Genomic DNA, 13,145 nt, shown 5'->3' on the forward strand with positions numbered 1-13,145 from the left:
GCGAAGCCTGCCGCCAAGGAGAAGGCCGCGCCGAAGAAGTCGATGGCCGACGAGAGTGCCGGCGAAGGCGACCGCATCGCCAACCAGTCGATCCGCGTCAACGTGGATACGCTGGAGCACCTGATGACCATGGTCTCCGAGCTGGTCTTGACCCGCAACCAGCTCCTGGAGATCTCCCGCCGCAACGAGGACACCGAGTTCAAGGTGCCGTTGCAGCGCCTGTCCAACGTCACCGCCGAGCTGCAGGAAGGCGTCATGAAGACGCGCATGCAGCCGATCGGCAATGCCTGGCAGAAGCTGCCCCGCATCGTCCGCGACCTCTCCAGCGAACTCGGCAAGCAGATCGAATTGGAGATGCACGGCGCCGACACCGAGCTCGACCGCCAGGTGCTGGATCTGATCAAGGACCCGCTCACCCACATGGTGCGCAACTCCGCCGATCATGGCCTGGAGACCCCCGCCGAGCGCCTGGCTGCCGGCAAGGGCGAGCAGGGCACCATTCGCCTGTCCGCCTATCACGAGGGCGGCCACATCATCATCTGCATCGCCGACAACGGCCGCGGCCTCAACACCGAGAAGATCAAGGCCAAGGCCGTCTCCTCGGGTCTCGTTACCGAGGCTGAGCTCGAGAAGATGAGCGAAGCCCAGATCCACAAGTTCATCTTCGCCCCGGGCTTCTCCACCGCGGCCGCCATCACCTCGGTGTCGGGCCGCGGCGTCGGCATGGACGTGGTGCGCACCAATATCGACCAGATCGGCGGCACCATCGACATCAAGTCGGTGGCCGGCGAAGGCTCCTCGGTCACCATCAAGATCCCGCTGACGCTCGCCATCGTCTCCGCCCTGATCGTGGAAGCCGCCGGCGACCGCTTCGCGATCCCGCAGCTCTCGGTGGTCGAGCTGGTGCGGGCCCGCGCCAATTCCGAGCACCGCATCGAGCGCATCAAGGACACCGCGGTGCTGCGCCTGCGCAACAAGCTGCTGCCGCTGATCCATCTGAAGAAGCTGCTCAAGATCGACGACGGCGCGGCCTCCGATCCCGAGAACGGCTTCATCGTGGTCACGCAGGTCGGCAGCCAGACTTTTGGCATCGTGGTCGATGGCGTGTTCCACACCGAGGAGATCGTGGTCAAGCCGATGTCGACCAAGCTGCGTCACATCGACATGTTCTCCGGCAACACCATTCTGGGCGATGGCGCCGTCATCATGATCATCGACCCCAACGGCATTGCCAAGGCGCTCGGCGCCGCCGGCTCCTCGGCCCATGACATGGGCGACGAGAACGGCGCCCATCACATCGGCTCGGGCGAGCAGACCACCTCGCTGCTGGTGTTCCGCGCCGGCTCCTCGCAGCCCAAGGCGGTCCCGCTCGGGCTCGTCACCCGCCTGGAAGAGCTCCCGGCCGACAAGATCGAGTTCTCTAACGGCCGCTACATGGTGCAGTACCGCGAGCAGCTGATGCCGCTGGTGGCCATGGAAGGCGTCACCATCGCGAGCCAGGGCGCCCAGCCGATCCTGGTGTTCGCCGACGACGGCCGCTCCATGGGCCTCGTCGTCGACGAGATCATCGACATCGTCGAGGAACGGCTCAACATCGAGGTCGGCGGCTCCAGCCAGGGCATTCTCGGCTCGGCCGTGATCAAGGGCCAGGCCACCGAGGTGATCGATGTCGGCCACTTCCTGCCGATGGCGTTCGCCGACTGGTTCACCCGCAAGGAGATGAAGCCGTCGCTGCACTCGCAGTCGGTGCTGCTGGTCGACGATTCCGCGTTCTTCCGCAACATGCTGGCCCCGGTGCTGAAGGCGGCCGGCTACCGCGTCCGCACCGCGCCGACCGCGCAGGAGGGCCTCGCCGCGCTGCGGGCCCAGAGCTTCGACGTGGTCCTGACCGACATCGAGATGCCCGACATGAACGGGTTCGAGTTCGCCGAGACCATCCGCGCCGACAACAATCTCGGGTCGATGCCGATCATCGGCCTGTCCGCCTTGGTGTCGCCGGCGGCGATCGAGCGCGGCCGTCAGGCCGGCTTCCACGATTATGTCGCCAAGTTCGACCGTCCCGGTCTGATCGCGGCGCTGAAGGAGCAGACCGCGGGCGCCGCCGGCGCCTCCGAGCTGAGCCGGGCGGCGGCGTAACCCAGGGGATCAGGAGATAGGCTTATGGCCAGCAACAAGACCCAGTCCAGCGAAGGCGCCATGGTCGAATACGTCACCGCGATGATCGGCGGCCAGCTGTTCGGCCTGCCGATCTCCCGCGTCCAGGACGTGTTCATGCCCGAGCGCGTCACCCGCGTGCCGCTGTCCTCGCGCGAGATCGCCGGCGTGCTCAATCTGCGCGGCCGCATCGTCACCGTGGTCGACATGCGCGCCCGTCTCGGCCTGCCGCAGCCTGAGGACGGCAAGGTGCCGATGGCGGTCGGCGTCGATCTGCGCGGCGAATCCTACGGTCTTCTGATCGACCAGATCGGCGAGGTGCTGCGCCTGCCCGAGGCCGGCATGGAAGAGAACCCCGTCAACCTCGATCCCCGCATGGCCAAGCTCGCCGGCGGCGTCCACCGCCTCGACGGACAGCTCATGGTCGTGCTCGACGTCGATCGCGTCCTCGAGCTCGAAACCAAAGTGCAGATGGCCGCGTGAGCCAACGAAACATCGGAGCCGGAGAACCGAAATGAAAACCTGCTTGGTGGTCGATGATTCCAGCGTGGTGCGCAAGATCGCGCGCCGGATCCTGGAAGGCCTGGAATTCGAGGTGACCGAGGCCGAGGACGGCTCGAAGGCGCTCGAGATCTGCCAGCGGCAGCTGCCCGATGCGGTGCTGCTCGACTGGAACATGCCCGTGATGGATGGTTTCGAGTTCATGGGCCACATGCGCCGCCTGCCCGGCGGCGACCAGCCCAAGGTGGTGTTCTGCACCACCGAGAACAATGTGGCTCATATCGCCCAGGCGCTCAGCGGCGGCGCCAACGAGTACATCATGAAGCCCTTCGACAAGGACATTATCGCCGACAAATTTGCTGAAGTCGGCTTGATCCCGGTCGGACAAGCCATGGTCTGAGCGAATCTGGCCCGCGCATTTGGCCAGAATGTTCCAGTGCAGCTTCGAAGAGGCGATCAGTGACCCCGACCGAGTATGAGTACCTGCGTAAGTTCCTGAAGGACAATTCCGGTCTCGACCTGTCCGCAGACAAGCAATATCTGATCGAGAGCCGCCTGCTGCCGCTCGCCCGCAAGGCCGGGATCTCCGGCATCGCCGAACTCGTGCAGAAGCTGCAAGGCGGCTCGCGTCAGCTGATCACCGACGTGGTCGAAGCCATGACCACCAATGAGACCTTCTTCTTCCGCGACAAGGTCCCGTTCGATCATTTCCGCGACCACATCATGCCCGAGATCATCAAGGCGCGTGCCAGCAAGCGCAGCGTGCGGATCTGGTGCGCCGCCGGCTCGACCGGGCAGGAGCCCTATTCGCTGGCGATGTGCCTGAAGGAGATGAGCGCAGCCCTCACCGGCTGGCGCATCGAGATCATCGCGACCGATCTGTCGCAGGAGGTGCTGGAGAAGGCCAAGGCCGGCGTCTACAGCCAGTTCGAGGTGCAGCGCGGCCTGCCGATCCAGATGCTGGTCAAATACTTCAAGCAGACCGGCGAGACCTGGCAGGTCAATCCCGAATTGCGGGCGATGATCCAGCATCGCCAGCTCAACCTGCTGCACGACTTCTCCCAGCTCGGCACCTTCGACGTCATCTTCTGTCGCAACGTGCTGATCTATTTCGACCAGGACACCAAGATCAACATCTTTAACCGGCTGGCGCGCCAGATCGAGCCCGATGGCTTCCTGGTGCTGGGCGCGGCTGAAACCGTGGTCGGTCTGACCGATACGTTCCGCCCGATTGCTGAGCGGCGCGGCCTCTACAAGCCGAACGATCCGCGTGCCGCCGCCGCCAAGCCGGTTCTCGCCGGCGCGGCGCCGCGCCTCGCGGTGATGGCAGGACGATAGACATGGCCGAGGATGGCAAGGGTAGCGAACGCGTGACTTTCAGTCGCGGCTACGATGTCTGCATCATGGCCATCGACGGCACCTGGCGCCGCGACTGCAAGCTCAACGCGATCTCCGACACCGACGCCATTCTCACGGTGGAAGGCTCGATCCAGGGGTTGAACCTGAAGGAGTTCTTCCTGCTGTTGTCGTCCACGGGCCTTGCCTATCGTCGTTGCGAGCTGGTCCGCGTCAACGGCGCCGAAATGGACATCCAGTTCCTGCGCGGCAAGAACAGGAAGAAGCGCGGTGCGGCCGGCGGCCATGACGCCGCGGCGTGATCCGCCCGCGTCCGTTGCCGTCCCTTCCGATCTCTTGCTTCACACTTTCTGAAGATTTCAAAGCGAATTCGCGGCGGCAGCTTTACGGGGCCTAAGCGCGAACATTGTATCCGTTGCCGGTCTCAATCTCAGGATACGGAAATGCCCAGAAGTCCTCTTTCGCCCATGACGTCAAACCTGCCCGACGGCGCCGAACGGCGTGCGCTTCAGCTTCTGGTGGTCGATGACGACGCCACGCAGCGCAGCCTGATCACCGTCGCCGCCAAGCAGGCCGGCCACGAAGTCACCGTGGCGCCGTCCGTGGCGAATGCGATCGAGAAGCTGCGCACCGCCCGCTTCGATTGCGTGACGCTGGATCTCGTGCTGGAGGATGGCGACGGCATCGACGTGCTGCGCGAGATGGCGGCGGCGAAGTTCGGCGGCGCCGTGATCGTCATCAGCGGCATGGACGGCAAGCGCCGCAGCGCCGCTCGCAGCTTCGCCAGGTCCGTCGGGATCGAGCTCCAGAGCCTGCCGAAGCCGCTCGACCTCGCGGCCCTGCGCATCAGCCTCGCCAATCTGGGCAAGATCGCGATGGGCCTTCCCGCGATCCACACCTGGGGCGGTGTCGCCACCGACGCGATCGTGGAACGGCACCGCGCCTAAGCACAATACAATGAGGATGAAGCGCCATCGCGCTTCAGCTTGCTGTTTAAGCGTGATCTTCTCGGAAAACCGCCGCGCGCTTTTCCGGATCCTGCTTTAGGCGTGCGGAACCGCCATGCGATGGGATGCGAGTGGCCGCGCCGATCGCGTTCTATGCCGAGTTGCCGGAATCAGACAGACATCGCAGGGCGTGGCCAAGGCCCGCCCGACAGGCATTGAGGGCGGCGCTCGCCGTCGCATAACGCGGCGTGACGTCGTCGAGCACGAAAATATCGGTGGAACCGGCCGGATCGCCGCGCGCCGGACCCGTTTCCAACGCGCTGGCTTCCATCATGGCTGCGTCGATCAGGCGCATGCTGCTCTCGATCCGTGTGATCAGAGCGCGAAGATCGGCGGCGATCAACTGACGGCTGTCGGTTTCGGGCCTCGCGACGATCGGGGGTGCGCCAGCGAAATTTTGCATGGATAGTCTCCCTACCCGCAATTAGGCACCCTGCCGCTACTTGTGCGTTAAGTCCATGTCCCGTACAAATACGGGTGGGCCGAATCCGCGCCGAACGCCATAACGGTTGGCGCGGACGCGAGTCCTTCATGCCAACCGGATGTGGCACATGGCCGAACAAAGCTCTCGCGGTGAAATCTTCGTGGTCGACGACGACCCTGCCGTTCGCGACACTCTGTCGATGGTGTTGAAGGCGGCGGGTTATGAGGTGATCTGTTTTGCGGACGGCGCAGCGCTGCTCTCCGTCGCGCGAAACCGCACGCCGGCTGCAATCCTGCTCGACGTGCACATTCCCGGAAAGTCGGGGCTCGACATTCTGAACGAGCTGCAGGGCGAGGACTATCCGGCGCCGATCTTCATGATCTCCGGACAGGGCGACATCGCGATGGCGGTGGGCGCGATCAAGAGCGGCGCGCTCGACTTCATCGAGAAGCCGTTCCGCGGCAGCGAGATCGTCGGCCGGCTCGACGAGGCGATCGGCGCCTATGCGCGCAGGCAGGCGGAGAACGCCTCGCCGAAATTCGGCTCCCTGCATTTCCCCGGACGCGAGCCGCTGACGCGCAGGGAGCGCGAAGTGCTCGAGCAGTTTGCTTCCGGTGCGTCCAACAAGGAAGCCGGTCGCACGCTCGGCATCAGCCCGCGCACGATCGAGGATCACCGCGCCAACATCATGAAGAAGCTCGGCGCGCGCAACGCCGCCGATCTGATCCGCATCGTGATGACCGCGGCCCAGCGCGCGTCGTAAGCGGTCGGTTCTCTTTCGTGCCCCGGACGCGGTGCATCATGAAATGATGCGCCGCTGAGCCGGGGTCCATCTCTCCAATTTCACTGCTGACAGTTCTGGTCGCGGCTCTGCGTCGCAGCGTTCCACGCTGCGCCTTGTCCGGGACACGAAATCGTAGCCTCAAGGGCTCAGCGCCTTGCGGATGATCCGCGCCAGATCCGATTTGCGATAAGGCTTGGCCAGCAGCATCACGCCGGAATCCAGCCGGCCGTGATGGATGATCGCATTCTCGGTATAGCCCGATGTGTAGACCACCTTGAGATCGGGCCGCGTCTTCATCAGCTCGTCGGCCAGCTGCCGTCCGTTCATCTTGCCGGGCATGATGACGTCGGTGAACAGAAGGTCGAACGGCGTTCCGGCGGCGACGATCGCGAGCGCCTCCGCGGCGTTCGCGGCCTGCAAGGTGACGTAGCCCAGCGAATGCAGCTGCGCCAGCACGTAGTCGCGCACCAGCCTGTCGTCCTCGACCACCAGGATCGTCTCGTGTCCGCCCTCGATGGTCGCCGGCGTCACGCCCTCGCCGGCCGCCGTCGGCGTCTTGCCGGGCGGCAGGTACATCTTGATCGTGGTGCCGTGGCCCTCTTCGCTGTAAATCTTGATGTGGCCCGCGGACTGCTTGATGAAGCCGTAGACCATCGACAGCCCGAGTCCGGTGCCCTTGCCCGGTCCCTTCGAGGTGAAGAAGGGATCGAACACCCTGGTCAGCAGGTGCGCGGGGATTCCGGTGCCGGTGTCGCTCACGGCAATCAACACGTAGTGCCCCGGCGGCACATCGTTCGCACTGGCGTAGACCTCGTCGAGATAGGCAGCGCCGGTCTCCAGGATCAGCTTGCCGCCGCCGGGCATGGCGTCGCGGGCATTGAGCGCGAGGTTGAGGATCGCGGTGGTGAGCTGGTTGGGATCGACGATCGCGACGCAGTTCCCGTCTTCGAACACCGATTCGATCTGGATCTGCTCGCCCAGAGTCGGCCGCAACAGCTTCGCGGTGTCGACCACCAGCGAGTTGATGTCGATCTCGCGCGGCTGGAGCGGCTGCTTGCGCGCGAAGGCGAGCAGGTGCTGGGTCAGATCGGCGCCGCGCGCGGCCGCCTCGTCGATCATCTTCGTGATGGCCGCAAGCTGCGGCTCCTTCTCGACGGCCTCCGCGAGGATTTCGATCGTCCCGGTGATGACGGTGAGGATGTTGTTGAAATCGTGCGCCACGCCGCCGGTGAGCTGGCCGATCGCCTCCATCTTCTCGGCATGACGGATGCGCTCCTCGGCGGCGATCTTGTCGGTGAGGTCGCGGTAGAAGACGTTGAACAGCAGGCCTTCGCGGCGCTTCAGCGCGGTGACGCTCAGCTCGGCCTTGAATTCCTTGCCGTCGCGGCGGCGGCATATGAGCTCGCGGCGGCGGTTCAGCGTCCTGCCGTTTTCGTTCACCAGGAACTGCTGCAGACCCGACCTCACTCGCTCGCGTTCGCTCTCGGCGACGATGAGGTCGATCGTGCTCTTGCCGAGCACCTCCTCGCGGCGCCAGCCGAACAGCTGCTCGGCCTGCGAGTTCCAGTTCAGGATGCTGCCGGTCTCATCGGTCTGGATGAAGGCGTCGAGCGAGGTCTCGATGATGTTGCGGGCGAGCCGCTCGCTCTCGCGCAGCGATTCCTGCGCGAGCCGCGCCTCCGTCATGTCGCGCCCGACGAAGAAATAGCGCTGTGCCTGCTCGGACCAGTTGCCGAGCCAGGACAGCCAGACTTCGTGTCCGTTGCGGTGGAGGCAGCGCGTGTCGGCAATCTTGACGCGCTCGCCGCGGCGCAGCGCGCGCATCTCGGCGCGGGAGCCCTCCAGATGATCGGGATGAATGAAGTCGGCGCCGCTGCGGCCGATCATCTCGTCCGGCCGATAGCCAAGAATGGTCTCGCTGCTCGGGCTGATCTGCGCGATGTGGCCGTGCGAGTCCATGACCATGATCAGGTCTTGCGAGGTGTCGAAGATCTGCCGGCGCTCTTCGAGCTGCTGCTGGAGCTGCCGCTCGGCCCGCCGCGCCTCGGTCAGGCTGTGCGCGGTCCCGGAGACGCCGATGATCTCGCCCGACGGACCTTTGATCGGCGACAGGCTGAGCGAGATTTCGACCGGCGTGCCGTCCTTGCGCAGGCGCACCGTCTCGAAGCGTTCGATCGGCTCGCCCCCCGCGATCCGCGCCAGATATACCTTGCCCTGCTCGCGGCGGTCCGCCGGGACGATGATCGATGTCGGCTTGCCGATCGCCTCGTCCGCCGAATAGCCATACAGACGCTCGGCGGCCGGATTCCAGCCCGTGATGATGGCATCGAGCGTCTGCATCACGATCGCATCGTCGGAGGATTCGATCGCGGCGCTGAACAGGCGCTCGCGCGCCGCGTGATGGCTGCGCGCGGCCTCGGTGCGGCGATGCTCCTCGATCTCGCGTTCGAGCGCAGCGGTTTTCACCCTTGTTTCCTCGACCATCTGCGCGAAGGCCCGCGCCAACACGCCCGTCTCACCGCTGGCATCGACCGGGATGTCCGCCGGACGGCCGCTGCCGATGGCCTGGACCGCCGCGGTCAAGCGGCCGATCGGACGCGTGAGCGAGCGCGCCACCAGCACCGCAAGCCCGGCTGCGGCGAGAACGGCCAGTATGCCGACCAGCAGGGACGTCTTCTGGATCGCTGCCGGTACGAGGCCGAACACAGGCGCGGGAATTGTTTCGATGACGGCGACCCATTCCTTGCCGGCAAGCAGCGCAGGGGCGAGGGCCGCGCCGCTCGGCCGGCCCGACCCGTCGGTCATGAGCCGCGTGGATACATCCCGCGTGCCCGTCAGAGCCGCGAAATAGGGAAAGTCCTTGCGCCAGTCGCTGGGACGATCACGCAGCGTGCCGAATTCGCTCGTGCGATCGGGATGGACGAGATAGTCGCCGCGCGAATTCACGACGTAGATCTCTCCTCCCGAGCTCGTCGTCGCGCGGACGTGGTCGAGGGCCGGGCGCATGTCGATATTGGCGACGATGATGCCGAACGGCTTGCCGTCCTGTGCGAATAATGGCATCGCCACCCGGAGAGTCGGAACGTGAGGGGTCGTGGTGCCCCCTTGGCGGGTGGCAAGATCGACGGGCGACACATAGATCTCGCCAGGCGGCAGCCGGATCGTTTGCTGAAAGTACGGTCGACCGCTCTTGCTCTCCAGCTCGTTGTCCGGGGCGATCCGGGCTGCTCCGTCCGGTCCGGAGCGATCGACACGGACGATCTCGCGCTGGTCGTTATCGACGCCGATGATCCGAAACTGCCCGTAGATGGGTTTGGCCTCGATCTCGGCCGCGAGCCGCGTGGCGATACGTTCGCGCCAGGTTTGTTCCGAGACGCCGTCAACAGGATCAATTCCGCCGCCGGCGTGAGCGCGGATGAGGCCCTGGATGGCCGCGGCGGCGCGATAGCCGAGCAGATCGCCGCGCGCTCCGGAAACGTAGGATTCAAGATTGGTCGCCAGTAGGCGCGACTGGGCCTCGACCCGTTCCAGGACCCGCGGAATGACCGCCTGCGTGGTGTTGCGATAGCCCAGCCAGCCGACCGCGGCCACGGTGACCGCCACCAGCAGGATCATGGCGATGGCCAGCCGCGTGGTGAGCGTCATGGGGATGCTCGCGGGACTTCCCGGATGATCGCGGCCGATCTGGCCTGAAGCAGAGGAGCCCTCGTTATCGGCGGCCGGAGCTGACATCGGACCCCTCCGGCTCGCCCGCCTTCAGGCAGCCATCGACTGCGGCGAGCAGTGCGCCGGGCCGGAATGGCTTCTGCAGGCTTGCCACCGCGCCGAGCTTGGTCGCCATCTTCAGGAAATCGGGTTCCGCATAGGCATCCGGCGCGGCCGAGCGGCCGGAAATGACGATGATGGGAATGGCCGGGGCCAACGCCCGGATGTGACGCATCGTCTCCAGCCCATCCATGCCAGGCATGAAGATGTCGAGGAACAGCAGATCGAACCGGCCGGCCTCGAACAGCGCAAGCCCCTTGCGGCCATCGCCGGCGAGGGTGACGTGATGACCGGCCCTCTCCAGGAGCAGCCGGATCGTGATTTGAACGGCCGAGTCGTCATCCACGATCAGGATGTTGGCCACGTCTGCATTCCTCCGCGCCGGACAGGACATTCCCATCGGCCGCAAATCAAGCCATCTAAGATGAAATTGTTGCGCGGATTCCGCCCGGCCTGCAAGCACTTCGCGAATGGCCGGTGAACGCTCGCCTAAGCCGAAACAAAATGCAGCATGCTTATGCACGGTTTCGTGCATAAGCGCCGGGATCGCCCGTCTAATCGGTTAGATATTCCGGATAATGGCTTCGAATCTTGTCGAGCTCGCTCAGCGTGCCCGACAGGTGCTTGCGCAGATGCTGTTGCGCGGCGTCAGGGTCGCCGGCCTCGATCGCACGGGTGATCAGTCGGTGGTGACGGAGGATGTTCTGGGCCTTGCCGGGCGAGGGCAGGTGCAGCCGGCGCAGCCGGTCGATATGTCCGCTGCGGCTGCGCACCAGCGTCCACAGCTCCTGCTTGCCGGCCGCGGCATAAAGCTGCGCATGAAAATCATTGTCGGCGGCGATGAAGCTCTCGAAATCGCCGGCCTTGGCGAATTGCTGCTGCAGCGCGATGGCGTGGTCGAGGCGGAGAACCAGGGCCTGGTCGTGTTGCTCCGCAAGCAGCCGGACGATTTCGAGCTCGAGCGCCTGGCGCAGGAAATGCGCCTGCTCGGCGCGGCCGACATCGACCCGGCTGACCACGGTCGCGTGCTGCGGAAACACCTCGACGAGCCCTTCTTCCTCGAGGCGCATCAGGGCGTCGCGGATCGGCGTCGAGCTGACGCCGAATTGCGTAGCGAGATCGGTGCGCGACAGCGGCGCGCCCGGGGGCAGCTCGAGCGCGAGAATGGCGTTGCGCAGCCGCTCGAACACCTGCGGTGCGGCCTGCCGGGCCCGGTCCAGCCGCGGCCCTCGGCGGACGGTCGCGCGGGGCGCGGGATGGGCGGGTTCCATGCGAGGGGCTCCGGCGGACTTGCCTTTGATGCACTAATACATTAGTGCATCAGCAGGGTTGCCCGTCAATGGCGGCCGGAGGAAACGAACAATTATGATCAAGCCATTTCAGCGCGGCGCTGCCGCCATCGCCCTGATCGCCGCAACCGTGCTGGCGGCTTTGCCTGCGCACGCGCAGCAGAAATCCGAGATCGCGCTGTCGCGCCAGCCTGGCATCTTCTACATGCCGAGCCACATCATGGAGAAGCTGAAGCTGATCGAGAAGCACGCAGCTTCGCTCGGCGTCTCCGGCGTCACCACCAAATGGATCACCTTCTCCGGCGGCGGCGCGCAGACCGATGCGCTGCTGGCAGGCGGCGTCGACATCCTCAACACCGGCACCGGCAACCTCCTGCTGCTCTGGGACCGCACCCGCGGCGGCGTGAAGGGCATCGTCGCCACCTCTGCGCAGCCGATGACGCTGATCAGCCGCGACGCGAACATCAAGTCGATCAAGGACTTCGGTCCGGCGGACAAGATCGCGGTGCCGACCGTCAAGGTCTCGACCCAGGCCATCGTGCTGCAGATCGCGGCCGCCGAGGCCTTTGGCGCCGATCAATGGTCGAAGCTCGACGCCAACACCGTGCAACTCGGCCATCCCGACGCCTATGCGGCGCTGTCCAACGTCAAGCACGAGGTGCACAACCATTTCTCGATCCCGCCCTTCACCTTCCTGGAGCTGAAGAACGTGCCGGGCGCGCACATTGTGCTGTCGTCGCCGGACGTGATGGGTGGGCCGCTCAGCCAGGCGCAGTTCTTCACCACCACGAAGTTCGCCGACGCCAACCCCAAGATCATCCAGGCCGTGCGCGACGCCACCAAGGAGGCGCAGGACCTGATCCGCAGCGATACCAGGCAGGCGGTCGAAATCTACAAGGAGATCACCGGCGACAAGACCTCGGTGGACGAGCTGCTCGAGCTCCTGAAGGAGCCCGGCATGATGGAGTGGAATCTCGAGCCGCAGGGCACGATGAAATTCGCCGCCCATCTGTTCAAGGCCGGCACGCTGAAGAGCCAGCCCAAGGCATGGACGGACTATTATCTGCCCGTCGCGCACGATCTGAAGGGCAACTGATGGCGCTGCTCGACGTCAGCTCCGTGACGCTGCGCTACAAGACCTCCAGCGCCGTCGTCACCGCCACCGAAAGGGTCTCCTTCACCGTCGACAAGTCCGACCGCTTCGTGCTGCTCGGTCCCTCCGGCTGCGGCAAGTCGACCCTGCTCAAGGCCGTCGGCGGCTATATGAGCCCGAGCGAAGGCCGCATGACCATCAACGATCGCGAGATTCATGGTCCCGGCGCCGATCGCATGATGATCTTCCAGGAGTTCGACCAGCTGCTGCCCTGGAAGAGCGTGCTCGCCAACGTGATGTTTCCGCTGCTGACCGCGCGCAAGCTGTCGCGCAAGGACGCCGAGGCAAAGGCGCGGGCCTATATCGAGAAGGTCGGCCTGACCCGCGTCGTCGACGCCTATCCGCACACGCTGTCGGGCGGCATGAAGCAGCGCGTCGCGATCGCGCGCGGCATGGCGATGGAGCCGGACATCCTCTTGATGGACGAGCCGTTCGCCGCGCTTGACGCGCTGACGCGCCGGACCTGCCAGGACGAGCTGCTCCAGCTCTGGAGCGAGACCAGGTTCACCGTGCTGTTCGTGACCCATTCGATCGCCGAGGCGATCCGCATCGGCAACCGTATCTTGCTGCTGTCGCCGCATCCCGGGCGGGTCAAGGCCGAGGTGATCGACGTCGACAAGGTCTCCGGCGCCGATGGCAGCGCCGGCCGGCTGGAGAAGGAGATCCACGATCTCCTGTTCGCCGGCGAAGCCACCGCGCATTGAAGGAGCCC

General features: G+C 65.3%; 13 protein-coding genes. 9 read left to right on the top strand and 4 right to left on the bottom strand.

From position 1 onward, the window contains the following. From E4K64_RS35355 to E4K64_RS35380, 6 genes are all read left to right on the top strand, one after another. Positions 1 to 2,136: hybrid sensor histidine kinase/response regulator (locus E4K64_RS35355; RefSeq protein ID WP_135167403.1), on the top strand; the 2,136-nt coding region annotated here is incomplete at its 5' end. 24 nt (positions 2,137 to 2,160) lie between these two features. Beyond that, complete coding sequence (locus tag E4K64_RS35360; RefSeq protein ID WP_135167404.1) at positions 2,161 to 2,637, top strand: chemotaxis protein CheW; 477 nt, start codon at positions 2,161 to 2,163, stop codon at positions 2,635 to 2,637. 31 nt (positions 2,638 to 2,668) lie between these two features. Beyond that, positions 2,669 to 3,055 (top strand): response regulator, encoded by a 387-nt coding sequence (locus E4K64_RS35365; RefSeq protein ID WP_018321619.1) that lies wholly within the window; start codon positions 2,669 to 2,671, stop codon positions 3,053 to 3,055. A 59-nt stretch (positions 3,056 to 3,114) separates the two neighbouring features. Then, on the top strand, positions 3,115 to 3,993 hold the full coding sequence (locus E4K64_RS35370; RefSeq protein WP_135167405.1) for a CheR family methyltransferase: 879 nt from the start codon (positions 3,115 to 3,117) through the stop codon (positions 3,991 to 3,993). Positions 3,994 to 3,995: 2 nt separating this feature from the next. Continuing rightward, positions 3,996 to 4,313, top strand: coding sequence for a PilZ domain-containing protein (locus E4K64_RS35375; RefSeq protein WP_126260584.1), 318 nt, complete (start codon positions 3,996 to 3,998; stop codon positions 4,311 to 4,313). Positions 4,314 to 4,454: 141 nt separating this feature from the next. Then, positions 4,455 to 4,958 (top strand): response regulator, encoded by a 504-nt coding sequence (locus E4K64_RS35380; protein WP_126260585.1) that lies wholly within the window; start codon positions 4,455 to 4,457, stop codon positions 4,956 to 4,958. A gap of 151 nt (positions 4,959 to 5,109) precedes the next feature. On the opposite strand, the gene E4K64_RS35385 is transcribed toward E4K64_RS35380, so the two are convergent. Further along, entirely contained in the window at positions 5,110 to 5,313 is a 204-nt protein-coding gene (locus E4K64_RS35385) for a hypothetical protein (RefSeq protein WP_347338647.1), read from the bottom strand. 256 nt (positions 5,314 to 5,569) lie between these two features. Between E4K64_RS35385 and E4K64_RS35390 the strand changes: the two genes are divergently transcribed. Continuing rightward, a complete protein-coding gene (locus E4K64_RS35390) occupies positions 5,570 to 6,205 on the top strand; it encodes a response regulator transcription factor (protein ID WP_135167407.1) in 636 nt (211 codons plus the stop codon). Positions 6,206 to 6,364: 159 nt separating this feature from the next. Here the strand turns inward: E4K64_RS35390 and E4K64_RS35395 are convergent, their stop codons facing one another. From E4K64_RS35395 to E4K64_RS35405, 3 genes are all read right to left on the bottom strand, one after another. After that, on the bottom strand, positions 6,365 to 9,958 hold the full coding sequence (locus E4K64_RS35395) for a PAS domain S-box protein (protein WP_135167408.1): 3,594 nt from the start codon (positions 9,956 to 9,958) through the stop codon (positions 6,365 to 6,367). Beyond that, the gene (locus E4K64_RS35400; RefSeq protein WP_135167439.1) at positions 9,936 to 10,355 is read right to left on the bottom strand and encodes a response regulator; all 420 of its coding nucleotides are present in this window, start codon (positions 10,353 to 10,355) and stop codon (positions 9,936 to 9,938) included. Before E4K64_RS35400 ends, E4K64_RS35395 begins: the two co-directional genes overlap by 23 nt. 190 nt (positions 10,356 to 10,545) lie before the next feature. Further along, positions 10,546 to 11,262, bottom strand: a complete 717-nt coding sequence (locus E4K64_RS35405) for a GntR family transcriptional regulator (protein ID WP_135167409.1) — start codon at positions 11,260 to 11,262, stop codon at positions 10,546 to 10,548. A 94-nt stretch (positions 11,263 to 11,356) separates the two neighbouring features. Between E4K64_RS35405 and E4K64_RS35410 the strand changes: the two genes are divergently transcribed. Next, positions 11,357 to 12,376: an ABC transporter substrate-binding protein gene (locus E4K64_RS35410; protein WP_135167410.1), complete on the top strand. Its 1,020-nt coding sequence runs from the start codon at positions 11,357 to 11,359 to the stop codon at positions 12,374 to 12,376. Next, on the top strand, positions 12,376 to 13,137 hold the full coding sequence (locus tag E4K64_RS35415; RefSeq protein WP_135167411.1) for an ABC transporter ATP-binding protein: 762 nt from the start codon (positions 12,376 to 12,378) through the stop codon (positions 13,135 to 13,137). The genes E4K64_RS35410 and E4K64_RS35415 overlap by 1 nt, the downstream gene beginning before the upstream one ends. The last annotated feature ends 8 nt before the right edge of the window (positions 13,138 to 13,145 follow it).

The sequence above is a fragment of the Bradyrhizobium frederickii genome (genome assembly GCF_004570865.1).
Lineage (GTDB): Bacteria > Pseudomonadota > Alphaproteobacteria > Rhizobiales > Xanthobacteraceae > Bradyrhizobium > Bradyrhizobium frederickii.